Raw genomic sequence first — 26,651 nt, 5'->3', positions numbered from 1 at the left:
GCGCTCGTCGCCATTCTGGCGTATCTTGTAAGCATAGGCGGCCAAAAGCAAATAATCGCCACGGGAAAGCCACGATGCACACACAGAATAGCTTGCAAGTATTGTTGGTCATATCCGACGATGCGTTAGCCACGGAGGCAGCGGCATTGTTGGCGTGGAATGAGCGTTTCTCGTTTCGCTGGCGGAGGGCGACGTCGCTGGCGGAGGCGCTTGTTTGTGTAACGCATGAGGATGTAGAAGTGGTGGTGGCGGATCTGGTGTTGACGGATAGTGCCGGCATTTCCAATTTCATCCGTCTACAAGAAGCAGCGCCCACCCTTCCTATTGTTCTCCTCGCCGATGAAGCCAACAGCCACCTGGGAACCTATCTCCTGCGCCTGGGGGCCAAAGACTGTCTTCTCAAAAACACCCTGGCCCAGATCGGTCTGGCCGAAGTTATCGCCTATGCCTTTGAGCGGCAGTGGGGCACCAGCGACCTGGAAGCAGAAAACCGGTTCCTGTCCGCCGTGCTGCACACCGTGCAAAGCCTGGTGTTGGTGCTGGACCGAGAAGGGCGGATCGTGCAGATGAACCACGCCTCCGAGATAGCATCCGGCTACACGCAAGAAGAACTGCGCGGAAAATATATCTGGGAGCATCTCATTATGCCGGCAGACATCCCCTTTGTACAAGGCATCTTCACCCGTCTGCATCCGCGCCTCTTTCCCAACCAGTTCGTCAATCAATGGCGCACCCACGAGAACACGCTGCGACTGATTTCCTGGTCGAACACCGCCCTGCTAGACAGCGCCGGACAGGTGGAGTACGTGATCGGCACAGGGCTGGATGTGACGGATACCCACGCGGCGGAACAGGAACTCCGCCGCAAGGACGGACTGTATCGCGCACTGGCGGCCAACATTCCCCAAACGACCATTTTTCTTTTTGACAAGAATCACATCTGTTTGCTGGCAGAGGGGGAGGGTCTGCGAACGTTTGCGGACCAGGAGAAGGAATACATGGGCAAACGCCTGCGCGACGTCGTCTCTCCGTGGATGTACGAAGTGATTGCGCCGGAACTAGACAAGACATGGGCGGAGGAATCCGTCACCTTTGAGTGGGCCACCGATGGCCGCGCTTATGCCGGGCAAACGGTGCCGGTGCGCGATGAGGAGGGGGAGATTTTTGCCGGCATGATGCTCATCCGCGATGTAACCGAACGCAAACAGGCCGAAACCCGACTCGTTCGCGCCGAACGACTGGCCGCTCTGGGACAGCTTGCCGCCAGCCTGGCCCACGAAATCAGTAATCCCTTGCAATCCATCAGCACCTACCTGGAACTTGTCCTGAATTACCCGCTGCAAAGCGATGAAGCCCGCGAATTCCTGCAAGTTGTACAACACCAGGTACGCCACCTGGGAACCGTCAGCCAGAACGTCCTCGGCTTCGCGCGCGCCCAAACGAATAACCGCCGTCTGATCGATCTCGCCGCCCTACTGGAAATAGTACTACAGCTCACCGCGCCGGAACTGCAGAGCCACAACGTGACCGTCCGGGTGCGGCAAGAGCCTGTACCACCGGTCTACGGCGTCTCCGACATGCTGCAACGTGTCTTCCTCAATCTGATACTCAACGCCATGGAAGCCATGCCTGCCGGGGGCACACTGCAAATAACGCTGGCTCGTCAAAGTGAGGAACCCGATGCCGGCATACGTATCACGTTTCAAAACCCAGGGCCGCCCATACCCGAGGATGTGCTGCCACGCATATTCGAGCCATTTTTCACGACCAAGCCGGATGGCAGCGGGTTGGGTCTCTGGATCAGTCACAATTTTGTCCAGCAGCACAATGGCGAACTCTCAATACGCAATCTGCCGGATAGCGCAGGCGTGCTGGCGACCCTGGACTTACCCGCCGCCACATAGAATCTTTCGCGCAAATTGATGATGGAATTATTGTAACTATTCGCCAACGCTTCCCGGAAACTGTTTTGATGCGAATACGACAACGAGAGATTGACATAAAGAGTGCATTCACATCTTTCTGGAAGATCTTTTCGTATCCTCTCAATAAAGGGGGGGTACGTTGGTTGCGTCTGTCGAAACCAATGACCTTCGACAAACTCAGGCTGCCTTCCCCCCAAATAACCAGAATTCACTACACGCTTTGGGTCTGAAATTGAGCTTCCGGGAAGGTTTCTTGGTCCAGCTACGCCTGATGTTGAATAGGTGCAAATTATTTTGCAATGATATTGCAATACCATTCACGTCGTTTTTCGGTAAAGTAAAATTCGAGTCAGAGCGCTCATAGGGGCTTATCCATTTTCAGATCGGAAATGGGTGACAATCTTACGGTTTTGGGTTATCGAGCAGGAAAACCAGGGTTCCTGGGAACTGCGTCCATTTCCAGAGTTGAACCAATGTTGCCGGCCACAACGAAACCCAAACACACCTGGTAGTCAATCTTCACCCACTATCTTCAAGCCCAACGTGCTCCCCGTTTCGGTCCAGATGTGCGTCCATACAGAAGGGCGACTGACGGTTAATCGAAGGGGATCGTCCGGTTGCGCGGTCGTTTTAGGAAGCCGGACGCTGGTCTAGAGCAAGCAGTACGCCAGATCAAAGCAACAAGTGCAAATGCCTGTCACAGTTCAAGGGGAATGTGCTTCCACGCACGTCAAGGAAGCAAGCATGACCGGTGAGCGCATTGCACCTATAACATGTGGTCCAGAAGCAACTTCCCATTAGGCCATTGCTGATTGGAGAGCAGCACGGCCATCAAAAGACATGTTAAGTGGCTGTCCGCCATTAAGTTAGCGGAAATGGGCGGGCAGTGGCTATCCATGATAGCGGCTATCCATGATAGCGGCTATCCATGATAGCGGCTATCCGTGATAGCGGCTATCCGTGATAGCGGCTATCCGTGATAGCGGCTATCCGTGATAGCGGCTATCCGTGATAGCGGCTATCCGTGATAGCGGCTATCCGTGATAGCGGCTATCCATGATAGCTTGGCATTAACCGTCCGCAAGACGTGTGAAGTTATTTTCGGACGGTTACTAATCTGACGGACTATCGACAACGTGCCGGCAGGGAATACTTCCTGACGCTGTTGCCAATTTTCATACGGAAAAAAAGCCATGAGTGAATCAACCCAAAACAACACGGATAAAAACCATCATACCATCCTCCTCGTCGATGACGACGAACATATTCGCCGGTCACTCTGTCGCGCCCTTACGCTGCAGGGATACGCCGTTGCCGAGGTAGGTTCCGGACCCGAAGCACTGGCCTACTTGAAGCAAGAACGGGTAGACCTGATGCTGCTGGATATGCGCCTGCCGGGCATGGATGGATTGCAGATCGCGGAGCGGGCGGCACAAACCCAGCCGGACATGGCAATCGTCATTCTTACGGCCAATCCGACAGTCGAGAGCGCCATCGCCGCTATTCGCCTGGACCCCATTATCAATTATTTTATTAAACCGGTGAGCATGGCGGAGTTGACCCAGGGCATTCAGGAAGCATTGCAGAAGAGGGCGCGGCAGGCGCAGCAGACGCACCTCTTCCAGGTTGTCTCGCATACGATAGATACCATGCGGCAAATGGGCCAGGAGCTATCGTCACCCCCCGCTCTGTTTGCCTCCGCGCACAAGAACCCGGATACGTTACCCATTCACCTGAATACCCAGACGCGGATTGCAATTGTTGCCTCTCGCCCAGACCATTCCGTGGAGTTGACGGAAGGGGAAGCAGCGGTGCTAACGGCTCTGATAAATGCGGCGGATCATGTTTTGTCGTGCCGGCAATTAGTGCGACACTCCCTCGGCTACCAGGATGTAGATGAAATCCAGGCGCAGAGCGTCATCCGCCCCTACATCTTCCGCCTACGGCGCAAAATCGAGCTTGATCCACAAAACCCCACCATCATCCGCACCGTGCGCGGGCGCGGTTACATGCTCAACGCCGTCCACGCCACCTTCGGTTAGGATTTTCCACCTCCTCCGTGCGACGCGCGTTTGCCGGCACCCGCCTCCCAGACGCGCGTCGCCACGCCGCAAATTATTCTGCCATGCAACTGAGCGTTCGCGCTACCCCGCCCCGGCTATACTGCTGATAGCGCGTGCTCGCCGTTCAACTCGGAGCTTTGCGTGGAGTCCTTATGCGCCAACAATCAAATCGGCTGACTCGCCCCGCCTTCCCGGTACGTGGCCCCGGCGCCGTCATGGTCGCCTTCCTTCTTCTCTTCCTTTGTCTGACGGCGGCCCCCCCACCAGCTGCCTACGCCAACGGTCCTACCACCGTTTACCTGCCATTCCAGTCCACCTCCGTGCCTAAACAATGCCTGGCCCTCTCTTATGTCAATCAGCCCGGCATTTTCGATACGGCGGTGGCGCTGGGCTTTAACTGTTGGCACACGTGGACAACCTACAATTACAACCAACCCGGTCAGTACAAGTTCTTCCATGGCCTGGAAGTACGCCACGGAGCGATTTATTTTCCTGACTGGCGCTCCTACTTACAACAGACATTGCCATCAAGCTTCAGCGGTTGGCTGTTCGTTGGCAACGAATGTGATTTGCCTTATCCTCAGTGCGACCTGACACCGGCGGAGTTGGCTCAGGTCTACGAGTGGATTCGCGCCGCATTCCCCAACGCCAAATTGGTCGCTCCCCATCCCGCATGTCCATCGGCGGAGTCTGTAGCAAAAATGCCGGCACGCTACCGCCACATGCCCCACTGCCTCGACTACACCCTCGCCTTCCTCCAACTCATCGACACCCCCCCCGACGCCACCGGCGTCCACTGCTACACCGCCACACCCACCTGCCCCGAACTCGCGCGCACCTTCCACGAAGCCACGGGCCTGCCGATTTTCGTCAGCGAATGGACCGTGCGCCAATCCTGGGGCAACGCCGCCGAAACCACCGCCGCCTGGCTGGCCGCCCTGGACGCCACGCCCTACGTCCTCGCCCACTTCTACTACGCCATTGTCCCCGATCCGTGGACGGACGGCCTGCTTACTGTTGATGGCGGCTACACCGCGCAAGCGCAGGCGTTTCTGGCGCGATGATGGCCGCATCCACCACGCGGCTCCATCACGTCATCGTGCCACGAAGAACTGATGATGAAATAAAGCACGGAATCGCATCGTCAGTTTGCAGAAACGGTAAGGAAACAACTTCGTTGTCTTATTCAATTTCCGTTCGTCAGGAGCGCGTTGCCTGGGGGTGGCGGCGAAGCTGGACGATGAGCGTGCCCACGACGACGGCGAGGAGGCCGCCGACCTGGCGCGCGTTCATCGTTTCGCCGAGGAAGATGACGGCCAGCGCGGGAATCTGAATGACGAGGGTGTTGTTGATGATGCTGGATTCCACGGCGGGCAGGGTGCGCAAGGTGTGGTTCCAGAGGGTGAAGGCGAAGGCGGTGTGGATAACGGCCAGCCAGATGATGATTAACCAGCCGCGCCAGGTGAATGCCGGCATTCCCTGCACCCAAACACCCGCCACCAGCAACAACGTCGCCCCAAACCCCATGCTCACCAACGTGATGCTCAACGGCGGCAGCAGGCGGGCGCGGTTCAGCGCGCGCCCCATGAGGGCGGAAATGACGTTGGCGAACATGCCCACGAAAATGATGATCAGCCCCACGACCTGACCCGCGGGGATGTTCACAGGCCAGAAGTACAGCAGCGCGCCGGCCACGGTGATGGCAATACCCAACCACTGCCAGAGCGTGGTGCGTTCGCGCAGCAACAGCCCGGCGAGCAGGGCGACGACAATGGGGGTGAAGCTGAGGACGAGGGAGGTGGGGATTGCCGGCAACAGCGACAGCGCCACAAACTGCGCCCCTTGCGTCACCGTGTAATAGACGAATCCCAATAACAGCAACTGCCCCCAGGTCGCGCGCGGCAACGTCCGCGGCGCCGTTAGCTCACCACGCCGCGCCGCCAGCGGCAGCAGGCAGAGGAAAGCGAGAAAGTAGCGCAGTCCGGCAAACGTCAGTGCCGGCATATCTTGCAAGCCGACCTTGATCAGCACCCAGGACATCGCCCACAGCAGCGTGACAAAAAACGCCTGCAAAACCGCTTTTGTATGTTCGTTCACGAGTTGGCCGCCACATTTGACTCTACTGAAAAAGGCCAAAAACCCGGAAGTTCATGTCAAATCGTTTGTTTGCGGTCGTTGTCAACGCTTTTACATATAACGGGTCGTCGCTGTCAGATTTGAGTTTTTCCATAATGCCGTCTCAGTGGTCGTCCGCAATGCTGTTAGCGGAACTGTGCGGGCAGCTTGCGAGTAACTGTCTCCAAAGTAACCACCTTCGAAAAGTGTGAAGTTACTTTCGGACGGTTGCTTAAAGTAATCTGGCCTGGACAGGCCGGTTTTCAGTTTCCTGCCCCTTACCGGACGTTGGTTTGAGGTCATTGCCTGGCGCGAATTCCGCTTCAAACGGATGGCCGTTTTGCCAGCCGAGTTTGCCGTTTTGTCGGAATCGCTCCAGGCGGCGGATGCTGATTTCACAATAAATGGGGTCATTATCAACGGTGAAACAGCGACGTTTTTGGATTTCGGATGCTAACAAGGTCGTGCCCGAATGGGCGAAAAAATCAATGACCAGGTCGCCGGGCCGGGAACTGGCGTTTATGATGCGCGCAATGGATTTGAGCGGTTTTTGTGCGTAGCAGCCAGAAACGTTTTCTTCCAGGCGATAGAAAACTTGTTGAATGTCTACCCAGACATTGCCGGCACGAATGTTAGCCGATTTGCCCCGTTCTACGTTCTCTGTTTTCCGGCCATTTACCGTTTTGTAGTAACCCCGCAGAATCTTAGGGATGTCCGTGTATTGAACCTCAAAGTGGGGCGCGCCTTTGACGTAGTAAAGGAGTTCCTGACGCACAGCCATCCAGTTTTTTTGCGTGCCATACCCTCTCTGGTTTCGCATGGTAATAAAACTGCGGGGCACGAAGTCAAAATCCCGCATCATGATCATGAAATCGGGCAATGGTTGAAAATGGTTGTTCTGATCGGCCCCGAGCCAGATGTATAGGGCGCTGTTTTCGTCCAACCATGTCCAGGTGTTTTCGACCCATTGCCGGCACCAGTTTATGAATTCGAAAACGCTTCTTTCTTGAAAGGCGACCAGATTGTATGGCGGGTCATGAACGGCCAAATGTGCGTGTTCGCCAGCCAGTAAGCGTTCGATGTCGGTTTGATTCGCGGCGTCCAGGCAGCCAGCTTTATGCCCGCTAATGGAGTCCGTCCAGATTTCGCCAGGATTCAAGCGGCAATAGGGCAACAACGCATCTCTGAGGTTTTCATGGGTGTCCAATCGCGGTAATGGATTGTTTTTCATCTCCACGTCCTCTTGTTTTCCATCCTGGGTGCGTTTTGATGGGCGGAGAAGACGGCGCGCGCCGCGCGCACTACCGTACATGACAACATCTTCCCGGAAGCTGTTCCCCAGGGGCATCATCTGGGACTAAGCTTCCGGGAAGATCATTCTCAGGGAAGCCCCCACGCGCCGCGCGCACTACCGTACATGACAACATCTTCCCGGAAGCTGCTCCCCAGGGGCATCATCTGGGACTAAGCTTCCGGGAAGATCATTCTCGGGGAAGGGGGATGGTGAATGCCGGCATTTCCCCATCACCCAAACAAATCATCATTAATCTCATCAATCGTGCGCGGGCGGGCAGGCTGTCGGCCACGCATTTCGTCCCAGAACTGCTGGTCGTAGCGGCGGGAGCGCACCGGGATCGGCATTTTGACGCCCCAACCCAACAGCAGCACCTCCTCCTTTTCGCGCAGGCGGGCCAACATACCGCGCAGTTGGTCGCGCCCGGCCAACCCCGTGAGGACGGCGCGGATGTCGTCGTCGTCCCCCAACCAGCCGGTGATGCGCGTGCCCAATTGCGACATAATCTCATCGTCAATGCCCGATGGCCGCTGGTCCACCACCAGCAGCGTCACAAAGTATTTGCGCAGTTCGCGGGCGATGATGCCGAAAGCGGTCTGGCCGGCAAGCTGTGGATTGAGCAGCTTGTGCGCTTCTTCGATGGCAATGAGCAGGGGGCGCGGCGCCGGTTCGCCAAAGGATTTGTGCCGCTCGGTGCGCCCCACCCAGTGGGCGCGGATGCGGCGGGTGAGGATGTTGGAAACCAGCAGATAATCCAGGTCGGTGTCGTATTTGCCAAAGCTGAGGATGACGTGGCGGCCATGTTCCAGCTTGTCTACGATGGCGCTGACGGCGTCGCTGGCCGGCTTCTCGCAGACATAATCCCGGTCATTGATCAGGGCGAGCTTGCGGTGTAGCGCCTCGGCGGCCTTCTCGTGGACATTGTTCAGCCGCGCCCAAAAGGCCACGGAGTTGGGCGCGGGCACGGTTTTGCCGCTTTCGGGGTCCGTTTCCACCGCGCCCGGCTCCAATTTCATGAAGCGGCTGAACCATTTTGCGCCAAAATCCCGCTCCAGCGCGTTCAGGGTGACGGCGGCGCTGTCGGTGAGGTTGAGGGCTTCGCCGAGCAGGTTGATGTCGTTGGTCTGGAACTCATCCAGACTTAATTCCAGGGTGAAATCGGGGGCATTGCCGCGCACCTGCGCGCCGCGCCCCAGGGCGGCCACCTGCACTTTTTCGCCAAAGAGGGATTTGAGGCCGAGGACGCGGCTCTCTTTGTCGGCGTCGATGTCGTCGTAGGCGTACTCGTTGTGCATGTCGAAGACGAGCGCGGCGGCCACGTCCAGGTTCATCAGGCCGGCCAGCGCCATGCGCGTGAGGAAGCTCTTGCCCGTGCCGGTGGCCCCAAAGATGCCGCTGGAGCGTTTCACGAAGCGTTTCAGGTCCAGGGAGACGGGATGGCCTTGTTCGATGGTGTGGCCGATGACGAAATCGCCGCCGAAGATGTCGGCCACGTCGCCGGCGTCCGCCAGGCGCGCGGCGGCGTGGTGGGCGGGCACGGTTTTCACGGGCTGCGGGCCGATTTCGCCGCGCTCCAGCTTCTGCTGATATTCGCGGTATCCTTCATCGCCGTACTCCGGGCCGCGATCCAGCATGAGGGTGGGGTACATGGTGAGGGTGGTGTAGAGGGTTTTGCCGAGGAGGGCCTGGCGAATGGCGGGTTGCAGGCGGTCGGTTTGTTCGTCGGCAAAGCGGGGGTCGGTGGCGCCGAGTTGCAGGTCGGTGACGAGGCCGAAGTAGCGCCAGCGCCCGCTGTCGCAGACGAGGAAACTGCCTTCCTGCACGGTGTCTGCCGGCACTTCCAGGCGAATCCGCAGCCCTTCTTTGAGGCCGCCGCCAATGATGTAACCAATGGCATCATCCATAATGTCAATCCATGATGAGTGGCTGTCCGCCATTACATTAGCGGAAATGTGCGGACAGCGGCTGTGCATGATAGCTTGTCAGCAGTCGTCCGATGAAAACGTGTCGTTATTTTCGGACGACTATTTATGTGAGGCGCGAAACGCTACGCCAATGCCGGCATCGCCTCGCTGAGGGCTTCCAGGGTGGGAATAAGAACGTCGTAATTGCTGCGCAGCAGTTCGATCAGTTCCTGCGTCACTTGTAGCGCCCAAGCGGCGTCATCGCCACGGCGGCGGTAGATGTCCAGGATGTGGGCGACGAGAAGCTGATCGATGGGAATGCCTGTGCCGGCATTTCGCAAAACCAGGCGCAAGTATCCCAACCGTTCGCTAAAACGGCGCACCTCGTCCGCGTCCAGCACCATGTACACCGGGTCCAGATTCAGCGGCGGGCGGGGCGGGAGACCGTGGTACAGGTCACCGTTAAGCTGGTAGCCAACGACGAGGATACTCATCTCAATCGGCAGCAGCCGGTTGCGCCGCTGGTCGCTGATCGCCTCCGGGCGGGGCGTGTCGGCCATCACCAACCGCCGCACCAGCGGGTCATCATCAATGTGCATGTCGTAAATGAGGCCGTAGATGGCTTCCCGGTCGTCCAGGGGCTGCGCCTTCACCAAACCGCCAAAGGCGGGCGTTTCCAGTTGGGCCACGCGGCAGCCGACGGCAAAGCCCGCCGTGCTGGCGCGCAGCACGCGCCCTATCTCCACGTCAACAAACGCTTCATCCATCATCCTTCATCCTTCCGCCTTTTCAACGCAGTTCGTGCCGCGTTTTGCCGGCACGCCCAAACCCCTTGCCTCCCAGTTTCCCCGACACCTCCGCCTCAATACCCAATTGCTGCATCTTCAGCGCAATCCAGTTGTTGAACTCTTCCTGATCCTGCCGCCCCACCACCGCCATTTCATCGGCGCGCGTGATCACGTAGGGATAATCGCCCAAAATCTGGCACTGATCGTAAAGCAGCGCATGGACCGTGGCAACCGCCTCCTCGTCGTCCGCCACCCAGCGGGGAATGTCTACGCGGACGATTTGCTTCGCGCTATTGCGCGCGTCGGGGGAGGCCGCGTTCAGGTAAAAGAAGCAAATCTCGTTGGCCGCGTCGTGCTGGCGATAATGGTCGTTGTCGTTGGAGAGGTCCACGAAGACGCGGCTGCGCTCGCCAGGGGCCAGCAGGCGGTCGAACAGATCGGCGTCGGTGAGGTTGGCCCACTGTTCCTGCCGCTCCAGCATGGCGTGAAAGTCCGTCTGCCGGGGTTGCAGCAGGCTGAGCAGGGCCAGGACGGACCCGCGTCCGGAGCGGCTGGTGTAGCCGGCCATGAGGCCGCCGCTGTCGCGCACTTTGGTCATGGCTTTGAGCCAGCCGGCCACGATGTCGTTGCGTTCCTGATTGGGCACGGCGCTGGCGGGCCAGTAGAGGAGGCGTTGGTCCATGATGGCGAGGAGGGGGTGGGGTTCGTGCCGGCATTCCCAGGCCATATCCGCCAGCATTTCAATCTCCGCCAGGTCCCGCCGCGCCCCCACAAGCGTGCCATCCACCAATCCCCCATTCACGAACAGATCATCCTCGCGGAAATGCAGCGTGGGGCGGGTGAACTCCGTTGGCGGTTCGCCACTGCCGTGGTAGTAGACGATGCCGCCCACGTTGAGCAGGTAGTACAGAAAGGCGGCGTGTCGGTCGGGCAGGATTTGCGAGCCGTCCACGGCTATCAGCGTTGCTTGTGGGGGGCAGGTGGGCGCGGGAATGCCGGCATCCAGCGGGTCCCGTTCATCCAGTGGGCGCGCCAGGCGCAACGTCGGCTTCTTCGCCTCCACCAGCATCACGCAGGCGGCAATCGCGCCCCAGTTCGTGGCATACTGCGCCAGTTTCGCCTCCGCCTGCGTCAGATCATCATCCTGCTGCCGCAGCCGTCGCAACTCATTCTGGCCCATCTCCTCCAAAACCGTCGTCAACCGCTCAAATTCCAGACTCATCGCTTGTACCTCGACAACCATTCAAAAACCGGGTTTTTAGGGTTTTTCAGCAGCCGCGAATCAGCAGCAGTATAGCACAAAATTTCTTCTTTGGCGGGGCGTAGGCCGATGATCTGTAATGGCTGATGGGGTTGGGGCGGGATAATGCCGGCAACTGGAGTACACCACCAGTCTCACATCAGTAACCCCTCCCGAATAGAAAGCGGCCCAATCCCATGAGGAGTTGGGCCATTTTGCTCACGGGTGTGTTTCAAATGGGTTGCTCAGGCTGCCCGCGCCGTAGGACAATTTGCCGAAATTGTCCCTTCACGGCGGAGGACAATTCAGCGAATTGTCCTACAGCAAGCAGCAGTCAACTAAAATGAAACACACCCTTTGCTCACCTACCTGTTTCCCGTCTGGGCAACAAGGTTATTTGGAAATTGCCGGCATCAGTTCCGCCAGAATATCGTTCATCGTCACTTCCGCATTCGCTCCGGCGGGCAGCACCACGGACGTGGCCGAACCGGTCCAGGTTGAATCCATGACGCCATTGATGTTTGTGTCGAGTACAACAAAGAGCGTGTAGGTGCTTGCCGGCAAATTAAGCGGCACATCGAGCGACCACGTGGCCGGCAGCGGGGATTGCGTCAACATAACGGGCGTAATCGACGGTGTCCAGCCGTTGCTGTTTTTCCACAAGGTTCCCACAGGTGTGGATAAACCCACCCACCATTCCGCTTGCTGCCCCGTTTTTGTGCCCGGATCAATTGTCGCGGAGAATGTGGTTCCACTCCCTGCCGGCACAACCGCCGTTTCCGCCTGCCCGTTCGCCCGCACATCCACCGTGGGCGCGAAGTCCAACGCAAATACGTAGGCAGAGCCGCTCTGACCCGTATTCTCCCCGTCAGCAAACGGCGCGCCAACCAGAACACGGTAATTGCTTACGGCCACGGCGCTGCCCAAGCGAGCGCCATCAGCCCCATCGCTGGCGGTCAACTTGCTGCGTTCTACCCAACTACCGTTTTCCTGACGGAAGATATAAGCCGTGCCGGCACCAACGCCCATTGCATTATCGTCGTCATCAGCGCCAACAATAATGTAGCGACCATCCATATCTACTGATTGACCGAAGTGGTCTACGTTCGCTGTATCCAGAGCGATGAGCTTGGTGTTAAAATTCCAATTTCCATTCGATAAACGGAAGAGATAAACTGCGCCAGCATCATTGGCGACCTGATTATCCATCGGGGAGCCAACAACGGCATCGCCGCCACTGATGGATACAGATATGCCATAATTGCCATCTACCGTTTCTGGGGGCGTCAACGGCATAGGTGCGTCCCAAATGCCATTGTCGTGTTCAAAAACATAAGCCTCGCCGTTATTGCCGGCAACAACCCGATTTCCATCAATGTCCACACTACGGCCAAGGTGTAGCTTGGTTGAGTTAGAAACAATCAGTTTCTTAAAGAGTACCCAGGCATTTAGCAGGCGCGTATACACATACACGGCGCCATTACCATTACCTACTTCGTTATCTCCAGGAGCGCCAATAGCAATAAACTCGCCGCTAATGGCTACCGTCTGCCCAAATAGATATTCAGCCAGCCCATTTGTGGGCGTAATTGTATCCATATAACTCCAATCCTCCCCCAGCCTTTCGTAAATGTAAACAGCGCCAGGGGAACTCTCATCACCATCAGCGCCAATGACAGCATACGAGTTATTGATAGCTACAGCTTTCCCGAAATTGGACGTAGATCCAGGATTCTGCTTTGTCTCCACAAGTACCCAACTTGAGCCATTCCATTGATAGATCGAAGCCTCTTCGTGTTGGCTTCCCACAATGGCATAATTGCCGTAAATATCGACAACCGTGCCGAATTTTTGATTGTTAGTAGGGGTTTCTTGCAGCAATTTGGTTTCCGTATGGGCCAACGGTGACAGGTCGGGTGCGGTGCGTACATCCTCCGCGGGGGAAGACGGCTCCCCGCTTGCGGGCGCGGCATCCTGCGCATGCGTCATGGCTCCCCATTGCGTACTACTCAAAAAAATGAACATAAAAATAGCAGCAACCAGTGACAAGGCTTTACGCCACATTTTCCACTCCTTATGTGGTTATGATAGATGACTGCTCAAATCCTGCGCAACGTCGGGATCGAACAGCCATCAAGATTGGGTGACGTATAACTTATCCACTTTTCCGCTGAAATTTCTCTAGCCTGGCTACCCAATTGGGGGAAGACACACGAATCAACCATCTAACAAGTCTGGCATAGGGGAACCGGAGTGGAGGCTTTAGCCAAACCCGATAGGTGGGCCGGCTGAAGCCTCCACGCCAAAATCGCCAGTGTTCTGACCCTGAAACAGATAGCTGCTCTACTCAATCCAGATGGGCGACGAAAGCGCCTCGTCGTTGCGCCCGTTGGCGTCGTTGTCGTCATTCTGGCGCACGATCACGTAATAGTAGCTAGACCCCACCGGCGCGTTATCCGTCAACGTCGTCTGGAAGCAGTTGCCGCTCACGGGCTGCGTCACAATCAGCACGCCATCCCGATAGAGCCGCACCTCCTGGAACGTGTCGCCACCGGCGTCGCAGGCGGATATCTCAAACGTGCGCGGCACGCCCGGTTGCCCCGTCACGCGAGACCCCATCGGATACCCCTCGAAGCGGAAATCGAGTTGCAGGTCTTTGTCTTCCGTCGCATAGAAGCGGCGGTTGCGGTAGGCGTCAATAATGGATTCTCGCGTCAGGTCCTGCGCCAGCACCGCCGTGCGGAACTCGTTGCGCGTGCCATAATCCACGCTGTGGTTATCCTGCCCCCCCAACGCGCCCAGGTACCAGCCTTTGCCATTGCCCACGTCAATAAACGGCGTGTCCGTAAACCAGCTTCCGCCATAATAAAACTGGTCAAAACCATCGTTTTTGTTGAAGTTCTCGATACCCACCATCTGCGGCACGGCGGCGGCATTCAGACGCAGGTGTAAGAATTCAATGAACAGGTAATCATACTCGCCCGGATGGTTGAAACGCGCGAACGCCTCTGGACGGGCCACCAGATAGTCAAAGAGATCAACGAGGCCAAAATCGGACAACGCGTTGGTGTAATCCTCGCTGTTCAATACGTTAATGTGGCCGAGGATCGGATTGCTCCATTCGAAACCCCATAACGTCGCAAATTGGCCCGGCGCATAGGTCGCCTCAGCCGCGTCTTTCAGGTCCTGCCACTTGTGCTGCCAGGGCCAGATGAGAAGAAGTTCCCCGTGATCGGTGAGCGAGAAGAAATCCAGCCCACCCTGATCGCGGGCATAGACGTAATCGTCCAATGGATTGCCCTGACCGTCGGACAGCTCGCTGTGGGCATGCAGATAGCCGTAATAAATGTTGTATTCGGTGTACGGTTGCGTAACGGTTGTCGTCAGCGGCGTGGCGATTGCCGGTTCGCGGCTCGCGCTGATGATCTGTTGCCGCAAAGTAATGGCCAGGTAGCTGCGCGGGACGGTAGATAACGCCGCCGCCTGCGCCCGGATCAGCGGCGTCACGGCCCAATCAGATTGCGTTACGCGCCGCAGAAAGGCGGCGCACTGCTCCCAACTGGTTTCCGTCTCCTGCCCACGTAGGGCAACGGAGAGCGCAAAGCCGCGGGATACCGGTTCGTGCTGACGATAGAGGTTGAGGAAAAGGAACTCCAGCGGCGTGGGGGGGCGCTGCTGGGCTAACTGATAGGCAAGAACAATGTGTTCCTCCCAGGTTGTGGTGGCGGCATACGCGGGCGAGTCGAGGTAATTGATGAGGGCGGTCATTTGGGTCTGGATGCCGGCATGATCTATTTGCATCGCCCTGTCATCTGGGACTGGTGAAAAAGATGATGACGAACCATATGCAGGCAACAATCCAGGAGCGAGCATTATCAAGACCAAAAGACAAAGCATTAAGGCACGACTACTTTTTTGGGGCAAGCGATTCATGTGGATCTCCTTTGATAGCGTGGAAAAATCCGTCATTTGTCCACACAGTCTATAATCTATCGCTGCAAGTTTAGCGGGAAGGTACTTGCTCAGCGCCATTTTAGTGTAAAGGCAAGCTTTGGCGCAAAAACCCCAACCCATAGTCAAGAGATCGTCTAGAAAAATCCGCTGTGTTGCAAGTCAGAAGGCCACTTCAGGCACATCCAACGATTCGGCATTTTGTTTTGGGACGCGCCCCAAGCGATTTTCCAGGGTGCTGCACGGTCAAAGGACATTCCTGAATACATCACCAACCAGGAAGCTTTATGTGTACAACTGAGATCTGATTTTGTTCTGCTGGCGTGGGGGATATGTTTTAAGAATGGCTCGCAAGAGTGATCTAGTTATGTGAGAGGATATTTCTGGCTAATTCTTCTGGGATACCACAGGCTATGATGCCTTCTAAGGTAGCCTGCCGCAGCGATTCTGGCGAAGGATAATGGGTCAATATTCGTTGGCACTGTAATGCATCAAGGCCTGGGATATTTATCAAGAAATCTTTTGCAAACTGTCGCAGGTTGTTTTCATAAAGCATTTGCTCCAGGTAACCAGCGGTCTCAATGAAGTCGCTGTGCTGAAAAAATATCTTTGCCTCCTGCATGTGATTGTCGACACGTCTTGAATCCCATTGGGGCTGAGTTGCCAGCGCTTCTATGTAAGTCAGTGCGTGCTGACGCGTAGCATTGCCATGGCACCAGAAGTGCGCCAACAGACCAAAGAAAACATGAACAGCTTCGCATACTTCTGCAAACTCAGGATCAGATAAATCTGGAAATTCCGTAACCTTAGTATGAAATTTGTCGAGAGCGGCAACCACCTGGCGCGTTTCATTCAACTCAAGACCTGCTTTACCAATACGAAAAAAAGCATGCGCGTAAGCAATAGGTGCCTGTAGCGCCAGTTCGTCGTAACCAGTCAAGATCGTTGCCGTTACACGGGGATTGCGCATGGTAAATGCCTGAACCATCACATTTTCTAGTTCCTGCAACACTCCAACCAAATGCATTTCTTTGTTGTTATTCTGCTCCTCCTCCGCTACGCTCTCTGTACCGTGTCCATTGATGCTCATCCTGGTTTCAGAAGCCTTGCGAAACATGTCTTGCAAGGTATTCATTGCGTGTATGTAATTCCGTTCATTACCTGCCACAACCGTTTCTCGCACAGTACGGGCTAGGTGGACCCAGGAATCCATTGCTAGATTGAGGTCAGCCAGACTGGACAATGTGTCCAGAACTGATTCCTTATCGCGCCCGGCGTCACAAAACTCGCCCAGTTCCCCAATACTTTCCAATACAGTTTTCTCGATACATCCGTTATTCTTCCTAACTTGGTGTCTGCATTGTTTGGCAAGGTCAAACAAGAGATAATCTTTGGTAAAGGAGATTAGAACGCCGATGAAAAGGGCAGTAATGACGACGTTGAGACCAAGGATACTTCCGGCGATAGCATCCACATGAGCTATGAAAAAATCGCGTACTAGACAACCTAAATTTAGTATTAAACCGTCACATGATATTTTGGGCGATGGAACCAAATACCCAACAAATAGCATGATCGAAAAAACCACCAGAGCAACTACCCATTGCGGTTTCAACACATCAGCCAAACCAATTTCCTGGCCTCCAATAACGATCTTTCGCGTGTGCTTTTCCCGAATGGCCCGGATCTTGGCGGGGATAGTAATCAATATGGAGGGTAACGTAATGCCAAATATCAATAGCCCAGATAATACTTCAATGTATGAGGGGATAAAGGATACAGAACTCATTTTGTTTGCTCGCTGTGGCTAATACTCGGGCACTTAACATGGCTCATGATTCTGCTGTGACTACTTTGACAATGTCACATTCGCTATATGTGGAGAAGTCTTCTTCAAGACCCCCCAGATATATCCCTTCCGCGAAATCGGTATACTTAAATTACAGGACTGAATTTCTGGATCAATCACCACATATGCCATTCTCAAACTCGCTGAAGCGCTTCTTTTTGCAGAACATCTGTCTAGTATGACCTGTCGTACTACTCTCTGTGTATGTTTTGGATAAGCTCCAACAAGGTGTTGCTGGGCATGCCGGCCGTCTTTTGTTTGTAGCAACTTCCCTCCGGTTCGAAGTTTATGCGTTCTAACTCATCACACACAGCTCTTGCCGGATCAACGGAAAGAATACCAAACCGATGGATATTGTGATAAAGAATATTAGAAGGAAGATCTATTTCATAACCCCTCTGTGGTTGCTTAAATAGATTGAGGAGCAGGTGTAAACCGAGGCGCGGCGGTTGTCCGGAACGCGCAAGCTTCTGATCGAGGTCGATCCACGAATGCTCTTTGCCGGGAGGCATACGCAGGTCAACGACAATCACTTCATAGGTCTGACGCTGAAGGAAATGAATTGCTTCAGAAATGGTGACAGCCAAAGTCAAATCGTAGTCACGGTGCATAACTACGGGAATTGCCAACCGCTGTAAATTATAGGCGGCATCATCTTCAATCCAGAGAACATACTTCTTAACGGTCATATATATCACCGGACAATAGGCATCGTAACAATTACCGTTGTCAAAAAAGGGTCCATCTTGTCAGCATTTCCACCGGGAAAAGCAGGGCGACTGCGCACGTCAATCTGTCCACCGTTTCGTTTTAATGTTTCGCTGGCGTCCGCTAAACCAATACCTGTTCCCACCCGGCCACGATCCGTCGCCAAGCGGCTGCGAAAACCAAACAAGAAGATCAAACCAGATTCAATTTCGTCAGGCGGAATGGGTACACCAAAATTCTCAATCTCCAACTTGAGAGACTCATCTACCTCAGACAATCTCACATCTACCCAGGTCCCTGAATCACGCGACCAACTGTATTTCACTGCGTTGTGAAGCAGGTTGGTGATGACACGTAGCATCTCTTGCTCGTTGGCGGTAATTCTCACGTATGTAACCACGGACGCGGGATGAAAGGTAATACCACGACTATCGGCAAAGCCGTAAAGATTGCGCATTGCCTGTTCTACGATCATCCACAATTTGAACGTTGTTCGCGGAGACTGTACATCATGAGCAGGTGTAGTCAGGTAAGCACGCAAACTACGTAAAGCATGGTCCATATGCAAAATATCTCCAATTCGTTCCTGGAGTCGAGCCAGAGCAAGAATACGCATTATTTCTTGCGCTTCTTGTCGAACCTGTTTCAGTGGCTGACGCGGCACTCCCCCACTTTCCAGGGCATTTTGACAAGCGGCGGCTATCTGTACAGCGGAGAAATATAATGCGTGCGGGCGAAATAGCAGTTCTGTCTTTTCAGCTTCATCCAACTTCGTGATAAGCTTCTGGAGTTCCTGTTGCAGCGCTGTCAAGTCACCGCGCGCCACTAGCGCTTGTTCCAATAGGATTAGGCTACGTCGTAAAGTTGTTACTGATCCCTGCATTTCTGAATAAATTTGTTCGGCGGTTATGACCGGAGCTGGGGCAAAAGGGCTGGGGTCTAGGGCCGCTTTTGCCATTTTTATGTCGCTACCAATAGTGATAAGCCCTGTCGTAAAAGTGTGTAGAACGTTTCCTAGATCCTGACGCAACTTTTCCAGAGGGGCATCTTGAGCCAGATCCCGTATTACACCTACACGACCAATTGGTTTGCCGCGCTCATTTCGCTCAACGCGTACATTCGCTTCGATCCAAAAAATCCTCCGCTGGTCAATGGTCTGCACTTCAAGCTGATGAGTTACAGAATTCTCATTTCCCAAATCAATGCGGTTATGGAAGCTTTCGTAATCACTGGAATGCCTGTAAAGACAACTTATGTTTACGCCAACAGCTTCCTGCGCGGAGGAGAATCCAAACATATCAGCAAATGCTTGATTGCAGTAGGTAATGATGTCTGTTGCATTCCGGACCTCAACTGCATAGTATCCAACTGGAATGGCTCGCATAATTCTGCGATGAATCTTACGTTCGGTTGCATCTAACACGATACCTTCGCAGCCCTGGTAATGACCACTGTCATCTGTTATCGCCACTAGATATAGAGAGGCCCAAAAGTGCTCACCCCATGGACGTTTAAACTCGAAAACACCATCCTGCAAAGTCTCATTAGTGACCAGATCCATCTTGATTTTCTGTGCTGTTTCTGCGGGACGAGCATAAACCATGTTAATGTTCTTTCCGACAACTTCCACAAAGTTCTGGAAACCGTGCAAGTCTAGCCAGGCACGGTTAACATAAATGATGTTGTCATCAGCATCAAGGCGATATGCGCCAATAGGAATTCGCGACAATATAGCGGATGATAGATCAAGAGGTACGTCATTCATGGAAAGACCTATTGTTGATCAGCAATAAGGAGTCTTAACTGTACAAGTGCAACACGCTTTTCCAGTCTTCAGATGTGGCACATCTACAGAACTGGCTAACGCTAACCATCATTACCATATAATATAACTATTCATAGGGATTTTTCCCCTCGGAACCATAACGATCCTATGTCAAACCCTCTGGACACGCTTCCCATTAGCCATTTCGGGTTGTCCGCATCTTATAGAGGCCAATGACGTACTCGGTGTGCATGCGGCGCTGGATGGGGGAGTGGGGGTCGTGTTTGTTGGCTGCCGGCATCATCCTACGATTCCGGTCCAACTGGCGCACGCCGATGTCAGGGACGGTGAAACCCAACGCCGCGCCCATTTCCGCCAGGCAATGGTGTGTTTCCGTGCTTAGGCCCCGCATGACGGAATTGCCCACCACCAGGATAGCCGCCGCGCCGGGACGGAGGACGCGGTGCATTTCCGCCAGCACGCGCGTCATCTCCGAGTAGTAGCGGTGCAGGATACGCCCTTTGCGCACGTCCCGTTCGCCGATGCCGGCAACAATGCCGGCAGTCCGCGGTGGCAATGGCGCAAACATAACATTTTGCAGCGACTCATCCCCGATATACCGTTTCCGCCGCTGCCCCAGGTCGTCAATGAGATAACCCATCCAGACGAGCGAGAATTTGTGGGCGCGCATGTAATCGATGGCATTGCCGGCATACGGTGGCGACGTCACAATCAAATCCACCACCGCATCCGCCAGCGGCAGCGCCTGCGCATTCCCAAACCCCAGCAGCGGCAGCGGTTCTGCCGGCAAATCCGCCAACAACCCACGCGCCACGTACCGCACCCGCCGCCGAAACTCCCCCAGCACCGGATAAATCACCTTCACCTGATGATGATTCCGCACCGTGCCAGAGGCCGCCACCTGCCCAAACAGCACCTTGCCCGTAGGCGACAGCGCCGCCTGGACGCGGTGCGGGCGCGTGTGCGCCAGGTCCACCGCCAGCGACACCCCGCGCGAACGGGCAATAATCGTCGCCGAAAAAGCCGTCAACAAAAAAGCGCGCACATCCGTCTCCGCCACCCCTTCAATCTCCCGCATGAGCGCCGTCAATTCCCACTGCGTCGTCGGCGCAAACCAGTAATCCATAAAACGCCGGCTGCTTTCGCCCCAACGTCGCGCCCGAAAGCGCTCCAGCGCGTCCCGCTCCTTTTTCACCGCCCGCGCCGCCCGCGCCGCCGCCTCCACGCCCGCCTGCCGCGCCACCGCCGCGTCCAACGGCGTCGTTTTCACCTGCCCCAACAGCACCGCCAGCGGATCAATATCAAACCCCACCGCCTGCCGCCCCCCCAAACGCGCCTCCAACACTGTCGTACCCGAACCAAACATCGGATCGAGAACAACCTGGCCCGGCTGCGTCAGCGCGGTAATGAATTCTCGCGGGAGTTGGGGAGGAAAGCGCGCCGGAAACGAGTGAATGTGATGGGCGGAGCAACCGTTTCCCTGGTCGTGGAAGTCCAGATCGCGCGCCAGCAGATCGGCCAGACGCGCCGCGGTGGAATCGGCAGCAGGAGCAAGCGGTAGGGCGGCGGCTGTGTGCATCATGAGCGATTCCGGTCAGCCAGAAAACCCACGCCTGTAGAAGTGGGGCGTGAGAAATGGGGCCAGGGCATAGGCAACCGCCGCCGCCAGAGCCTCGCGGCGGTTAACGAGGCCGTTGGTGAACGCGCCCACGGCCCCATCCTTGTGCTTCACATTCGTCTGCCCCAGCAACTCGTCCATCACCGGCCCCAGTTCCGCGCCCTGGCGAATCCGCGCGGCAACGAAGTCGGGCAGCAGCAGGCGCCCCGCGCTGCCGACGCCCTCCGCCCCCTGCGCGTCCAGCACCACGGCCCACGCCGTCAGCATGAGGCCCGTCGGCTCCGCCTGCACGCCGCCCTCAATGCCCACGCCCAGGTCCGCCTGCGCCTGCCGCCGCGCAGCCACGGCGCGATTGCGCGCGCCGGCAATGCACTCCGCGTCGCTCAGGGGCATGGCGCTGACCCCCGTGGGTACGGCACAGGGGAAAAGCTGGCAATCGGGCCACACCTGGGCCACAATCTGTCTCACGGCGGCAATTTTAACCGGATTGGTAGAGCCAACGGCAATTCTCATGATCTCTTCGGGTTCGTGAAAAATTACTTTGAGATTGGTTCATTCTGGGAGAATGAACCAATCTAACGCGACCACGCTCTTTTTTAACACGTTCGTGCCAACCTGCCCATATCCCGCTTCCGTGCTATAATGCCCCAGGAACATTTGAGCTATGACGAAAAAGAAGAGCAACAGCGCCAAAACGTCACAAACACAGGCTCGCTCCGCGACGCGCGGGGGAACGTCGGCGCGCGGCAAGAGCGGCGGCAAAAGTAAGCCTGCTTCCTCCAGGTCGAAAAATACGCCACGGCGCGGACGCAAACGGGAGCCGTTTCGTTTGAATCTGGAGCAGAAGGCGCTGATTGCCGGCATTGTCCTCATCTTCCTCACCGCCATCACCGTCCTCAGCCTCCTCTCCCCCAACCAGGGACAACTCCCCGCCGCCCTCGCCAACCTCATGTGGTCCACCTTTGGTTGGGGCGGGGCCGTCATCCCCCTCTTTGTCGGCGGCGCCGGCTTCTACCTCGTCCTCTGGGGCATGGAGCAGCACCCCAAACTGCCCACCATCCGCCTCGCGGGCCTCGTCCTCCTCTACCTGATCATCGAAGCCTTTGCCTCCCTCCTGCTCGTCATGGGGCGCAATGGCCTGCCGGACGTGTGGACCGTGGCGCAGCAGCAGAAGGGGGGCGGCTACCTCGGCGGCATGATTGCATTGTTGATTACGAGTTTTGCCGGCAATCTCGGCGGCATCATCATCCTCGCTCTCCTGGGCCTGGGCGCAACCGTCCTCCTCACCGGCGTTGATCGCCAGGACTTGCAAACCATCTGGCGGCTGCTCCAATCCCGGAGCCGGCGGGCGGATCAACCCACCGTCGCCGACACCCCCGCGCCCGCTGCGCGCGAGCGGCCAGCCGCCACGCCTCGTCCGGCCATCACCCAACCGGCTTTGCGCCTGGGGGATACACCCGCCACGGACACACCCGCCACGGACACACCCGCCACGGACACACCCGCGCCGGAGAACGAACGCCCCGCCCGCCGCTCTCGGCGCTCGCGCAGCGCGGAACCGGCGCAGCCGCCGCCCCCCGCCGAGCCGATACCCGTCTTCCTCGGAGCCAGCCCGGGGCAGGTATGGCGGCTGCCGGAGTTGAGCACTATGCTGGATGCCGGCACAGATCAAGAAACCAACGACCTGAACATCCGCGAACACGTGGAAATCATCGAACACACGCTGGAGAGCTTCGGCGCGCCCGCCGCCGTCGTGGAAATCAGCCAGGGTCCCACCATCACCCAATACGGCGTCGAACCACAGTTCATCGAACAGCGCAGTGGCAAACGCACCAAAGTCAAAGTGGGCAAAATCGCCAGCCTGGCCGATGACCTCGCCCTGGCCCTGGCCGCCCGCTCCATCCGCATTCAAGCCCCCGTCCCCGGCAAAGGGTACGTGGGCATCGAAGTGCCCAACACGGCCAAAGCCATCGTCTCCCTGCGCGACGTGATGGAAGCCGACGAATTCCAGCGCATCCGCGGACCGCTGCGCCTGGGCCTGGGGCAAAACGTCTCCGGGCAACCCGTGGCCGCGGACCTCTCCCGGATGCCCCATTTGCTCATCGCCGGGGCCACCGGCTCCGGCAAGTCCGTCTGCGTGAACGGCATCATCGCCTGCCTGCTGCTGCAAAACACACCGGACGACCTGCGCTTCGTCATGGTGGACCCCAAGCGGGTGGAACTGGTCGGCTACAATGGTATTCCCCATCTGGTCGCGCCGGTGGTGGTGGACCTGGAGCGCGTCGTAGGCACGCTGCAATGGGCCATGCGCGAAATGGACACCCGCTACCATAAATTGGCGGAAGTGGGCGCGCGCAATATCGTTGAGTACAACAAAAAAGTGGCGCGGCGGCAGGAATACGAGAAGCTGCCCTACATTGTGATCATCATTGACGAGCTGGCCGACTTGATGATGATGGCCCCGGAAGATACGGAAAAGGGCATCACGCGCCTGGCGCAAATGGCCCGCGCCACGGGCATCCACATGATTATCGCCACACAGCGCCCGTCGGTGGACGTGGTTACGGGATTGATCAAGGCGAATTTTCCGGCGCGCATCGCCTTCGCCGTCGCCTCCGGCACGGACAGCCGCGTGATTTTGGATACAACGGGCGCGGAGCGGCTGCTGGGGCAGGGGGACATGCTGTTCCAAAGCCCGGATGCGGCGGCTCCTGTGCGAATGCAGGGGTGCTTTGTCAGTGATAAGGAACTGCAAGCGATCATTCACTACTGGCAGGCGGCCCGTCGCCAGAATTTGCTGCAAGCGCGCGGCCCGTTGGCCGGACCGGCTGCCGCGGCGGAACCGTCGGCGGATGCGGACGAACGGGACGCGGTGGCGCCAGGCGCGCGCGCCACGCCCGCACGCACGGAGGCGCTGCCGGGGGATGGGGAAGAACCAGATGCCGGCATTTCTCCCACGCCTCCTGCCGCCATAACCCCACCCACGCCCGTCGTTCTGCCGCCATCCACGCCCCCCACGCCGGCACGTCGCCCTGCGTCGCCCCCGCCAGAGCCAACGCTGACCACCATCCCCTCCCCCTTGCAGCAACCCTTATGGGAAGACCTGATCCCGGCGGAAAACGGCAACGGGGACGAAGATGAGTTGATGTCTGAAGCGATTGACATGGTGCGCAAATTGGGCAAGGCATCCACATCCCTGCTCCAGCGCCGCTTCCGTATCGGCTACACACGCGCGGCCCGCCTCATTGATGCCATGGAAGAAAAGGGCATCATTGGCCCGCCTACGGGCACGAGCAAGGCGCGCGAGGTGCTGCCGTGGGACCCGGCGGCGGAAAGTGGGACGGATGATGAGGATACGGCAAATGCCGGCAGCGCCGCCGAGGACACCGCCTGACATTGGTCCAATCTCCAGAGAACCCGCTTGATGTTCACACGCCTCGTCGCCTTCCAACACCGCGATTTCCGTCTTCTCTGGGGTGGACAAACCCTGTCCAGCATCGGCACGCAAATGCAGTTGATCGCCGTCAACTGGCACGTGTTCGCCCTGCTCAAAGGGCAGACCATCACCATAACCCTGTTTGGGCGCGCGATTCCGCTGGGGGCGGAGGCGTTGGGGTTGGGCACGTTGGGGCTGGCGCGCATCGTGCCCATTTTCATTCTGGCGCTGTTGGGCGGGATGCTGGCGGATACGTATGACCGGCGGCGGGTGTTGATAGGGACGAATGTGGCGGCGGCGGTTTTTGCCGGCATTCTCGCCCTCCTCACCCTCACCCACCAGATCAACCTCCCCCTCATCTACCTCCTCACCGCCGCCGGCGCGGCCACCGGCGCATTTGGCGAACCGGCGGAGCAATCCCTCGTCCCCAACGTCGTCCCCCGCCACCACCTCACCAACGCCATCAGCCTGAACACCCTGCGCTGGTACGGTGCCAGCATCATCGGCCCCGCCGCTGCCGGCATCCTCGTGGGCGTGCTAGATGTGGGCATCGTCTACGCCATCAACGCCATCTCCTTTCTGGCGATGATCGTCGCCCTCTGGGGCATGACCTATCGCGGCGCGGGGCGTGGCAGCGGCGGCGGCATGGGGTGGGCCGCGCTGCGGGACGGGCTGCGCTTCACCTTTGGCTCGCGCATCATCCTCAGCACGATGCTGCTGGACTTCATGGCTACCTTCTTCAGTTCGGCGCGCACGATGCTGCCCATCGTCGCGGACCAGATTCTGGGCGTGGGGGTGCAGGGGTACGGGATTTTGGCGGCGGCGCAGCCGGTGGGGGCGGTCATTGCCGGCATCTGGCTGGCCGTGCGCGAGGATATTCGTCACCAGGGCGTCGTCCTCCTCGTCAGCGTCGCCATCTACGGCCTGGCCACCGCCCTCTTCGGCCTCTCCACCCTGTTCGCCCTCTCCTTCATCCTCTTCGCCTTCACCGGCGCGGCGGATACCGTCTCCACGGTCATTCGCGGCACCATCCGCCAGCTTACCACACCGGACGAACTACGCGGACGCATGACGGGCGTGAACATGATCTTCTTCATGGGGGGACCGCAGTTGGGCGAACTGGAAGCCGGTCTGGTGGCCTCCGTCTTTGGCGTCCCGCTGGCTATCGTCAGCGGCGGCGTGGCCACCGTCCTCCTCACCGCCCTCATCGCCTGGCGTTTCCCCCGCCTGCGCCGCTACGATAATTGATTGGCTCGTCACCCGGTTCATAATGCCGGCAGCAGCCGCCCCACCCACTACGAACGAGAAGCAAAACTAAACGCCGCCGGGCACAAATCGGTCAGGGGGCACTGTTCGCAATCCGGCTTGCGCGCATCGCAAACGCGGCGGCCATGAAAAATGAGCAGGTGGGAAAAGGCGACCCACTCCCCGTGGGGCACAATGGCCATCAAATCCGCCTCAATTTTACGCGGATCAGATGCCGTCGTCAGGCCGAGGCGGTTGGACAATCGCTTGACGTGCGTGTCCACGACAATGCCCTCGGCGATGCCAAAAATCTCCCCCAGCACGACATTGGCCGTTTTCCGCGCCACGCCCGGCAATGTGAGCAGGTCTGACATAGATGCCGGCACTTCCCCGCCAAACTCATGCACAATTTTCCCCGCCGTCTCCTGAATGTAGCGCGCCTTCTGCCGGTAAAAACCCGTCGGGCGCACAATCTCCTCCACCGCCGCCCGCGCCGCCCCCGCCAGGTCCGCCGCCGTCGGATAGCGGGCAAACAGCACCGGCGTCACCTGGTTCACGCGCACGTCCGTGCATTGCGCGGAGAGGATAGTGGCAATGAGAAGCTGCAACGGGGTCTCATAGTCCAACTCGCAATGAAAATCAGGGTGACGCAAGCGCAGGCGGTGGATCAATGCCGGCAGGCGTTCGGCTGGGGGCAACATGTCGGGATTCATAAGCAATCGGGCACAA

18 protein-coding genes are annotated in these 26,651 nt (G+C 57.3%); 5 read left to right on the top strand and 13 right to left on the bottom strand.

The genetic code is table 11. The features are described from left to right. Positions 1 to 74: 74 nt before the first annotated feature. The 3 genes from H6650_02035 to H6650_02025 all read left to right on the top strand — a co-directional run bounded on the left by H6650_02035 (position 75) and on the right by H6650_02025 (position 5,052). Positions 75 to 1,904 carry a PAS domain S-box protein gene (locus H6650_02035; GenBank protein ID MCB8950772.1) on the top strand — a complete coding sequence of 610 codons (1,830 nt, stop codon included), beginning with the start codon at positions 75 to 77 and terminating at the stop codon, positions 1,902 to 1,904. A gap of 1,214 nt (positions 1,905 to 3,118) precedes the next feature. Continuing rightward, positions 3,119 to 3,967, top strand: a complete 849-nt coding sequence (locus tag H6650_02030) for a response regulator transcription factor (protein ID MCB8950771.1) — start codon at positions 3,119 to 3,121, stop codon at positions 3,965 to 3,967. A gap of 173 nt (positions 3,968 to 4,140) precedes the next feature. Beyond that, the gene (locus H6650_02025; protein ID MCB8950770.1) at positions 4,141 to 5,052 is read left to right on the top strand and encodes a hypothetical protein; all 912 of its coding nucleotides are present in this window, start codon (positions 4,141 to 4,143) and stop codon (positions 5,050 to 5,052) included. Between the two features lie 136 nt (positions 5,053 to 5,188). Here the strand turns inward: H6650_02025 and H6650_02020 are convergent, their stop codons facing one another. From H6650_02020 to yjjX, 12 genes are all read right to left on the bottom strand, one after another. Beyond that, the gene (locus tag H6650_02020) at positions 5,189 to 6,085 is read right to left on the bottom strand and encodes a DMT family transporter (protein MCB8950769.1); all 897 of its coding nucleotides are present in this window, start codon (positions 6,083 to 6,085) and stop codon (positions 5,189 to 5,191) included. Positions 6,086 to 6,335: 250 nt separating this feature from the next. Then, a complete protein-coding gene (locus tag H6650_02015; GenBank protein MCB8950768.1) occupies positions 6,336 to 7,334 on the bottom strand; it encodes a site-specific DNA-methyltransferase in 999 nt (332 codons plus the stop codon). 293 nt (positions 7,335 to 7,627) lie between these two features. Next, positions 7,628 to 9,301 carry an ATP-binding protein gene (locus tag H6650_02010; GenBank protein ID MCB8950767.1) on the bottom strand — a complete coding sequence of 558 codons (1,674 nt, stop codon included), beginning with the start codon at positions 9,299 to 9,301 and terminating at the stop codon, positions 7,628 to 7,630. Between the two features lie 143 nt (positions 9,302 to 9,444). Further along, a complete protein-coding gene (locus H6650_02005; GenBank protein MCB8950766.1) occupies positions 9,445 to 10,071 on the bottom strand; it encodes a hypothetical protein in 627 nt (208 codons plus the stop codon). Positions 10,072 to 10,090: 19 nt separating this feature from the next. Continuing rightward, positions 10,091 to 11,311, bottom strand: a complete 1,221-nt coding sequence (locus H6650_02000) for a DNA double-strand break repair nuclease NurA (protein MCB8950765.1) — start codon at positions 11,309 to 11,311, stop codon at positions 10,091 to 10,093. 411 nt (positions 11,312 to 11,722) lie between these two features. After that, on the bottom strand, positions 11,723 to 13,393 hold the full coding sequence (locus H6650_01995) for an FG-GAP repeat protein (protein MCB8950764.1): 1,671 nt from the start codon (positions 13,391 to 13,393) through the stop codon (positions 11,723 to 11,725). Between the two features lie 279 nt (positions 13,394 to 13,672). Then, the gene (locus H6650_01990; GenBank protein ID MCB8950763.1) at positions 13,673 to 15,130 is read right to left on the bottom strand and encodes a CehA/McbA family metallohydrolase; all 1,458 of its coding nucleotides are present in this window, start codon (positions 15,128 to 15,130) and stop codon (positions 13,673 to 13,675) included. A gap of 511 nt (positions 15,131 to 15,641) precedes the next feature. Beyond that, complete coding sequence (locus tag H6650_01985; GenBank protein MCB8950762.1) at positions 15,642 to 17,069, bottom strand: hypothetical protein; 1,428 nt, start codon at positions 17,067 to 17,069, stop codon at positions 15,642 to 15,644. Positions 17,070 to 17,320: 251 nt separating this feature from the next. Further along, positions 17,321 to 17,818: a hypothetical protein gene (locus H6650_01980; GenBank protein ID MCB8950761.1), complete on the bottom strand. Its 498-nt coding sequence runs from the start codon at positions 17,816 to 17,818 to the stop codon at positions 17,321 to 17,323. 5 nt (positions 17,819 to 17,823) lie between these two features. Then, the gene (locus H6650_01975; protein MCB8950760.1) at positions 17,824 to 19,602 is read right to left on the bottom strand and encodes a PAS domain-containing sensor histidine kinase; all 1,779 of its coding nucleotides are present in this window, start codon (positions 19,600 to 19,602) and stop codon (positions 17,824 to 17,826) included. Between the two features lie 196 nt (positions 19,603 to 19,798). Next, complete coding sequence (locus tag H6650_01970; protein ID MCB8950759.1) at positions 19,799 to 21,205, bottom strand: site-specific DNA-methyltransferase; 1,407 nt, start codon at positions 21,203 to 21,205, stop codon at positions 19,799 to 19,801. Between the two features lie 12 nt (positions 21,206 to 21,217). After that, the gene (gene yjjX, locus H6650_01965) at positions 21,218 to 21,754 is read right to left on the bottom strand and encodes an inosine/xanthosine triphosphatase (protein ID MCB8950758.1); all 537 of its coding nucleotides are present in this window, start codon (positions 21,752 to 21,754) and stop codon (positions 21,218 to 21,220) included. A gap of 151 nt (positions 21,755 to 21,905) precedes the next feature. Between yjjX and H6650_01960 the strand changes: the two genes are divergently transcribed. Further along, a complete protein-coding gene (locus tag H6650_01960) occupies positions 21,906 to 24,635 on the top strand; it encodes a DNA translocase FtsK 4TM domain-containing protein (protein ID MCB8950757.1) in 2,730 nt (909 codons plus the stop codon). 27 nt (positions 24,636 to 24,662) lie between these two features. Further along, on the top strand, positions 24,663 to 25,925 hold the full coding sequence (locus H6650_01955; protein ID MCB8950756.1) for an MFS transporter: 1,263 nt from the start codon (positions 24,663 to 24,665) through the stop codon (positions 25,923 to 25,925). 47 nt (positions 25,926 to 25,972) lie between these two features. Here the strand turns inward: H6650_01955 and nth are convergent, their stop codons facing one another. Beyond that, positions 25,973 to 26,623: an endonuclease III gene (nth, locus tag H6650_01950; protein ID MCB8950755.1), complete on the bottom strand. Its 651-nt coding sequence runs from the start codon at positions 26,621 to 26,623 to the stop codon at positions 25,973 to 25,975. Between the last annotated feature and the right edge of the window lie 28 nt (positions 26,624 to 26,651).

This window comes from Ardenticatenales bacterium, from assembly GCA_020634515.1.
GTDB lineage: Bacteria > Chloroflexota > Anaerolineae > Promineifilales > Promineifilaceae > JAGVTM01.
Note: the sequence above shows the minus strand (reverse complement) of the source record. Positions and strands in the feature narration are given on the sequence as shown.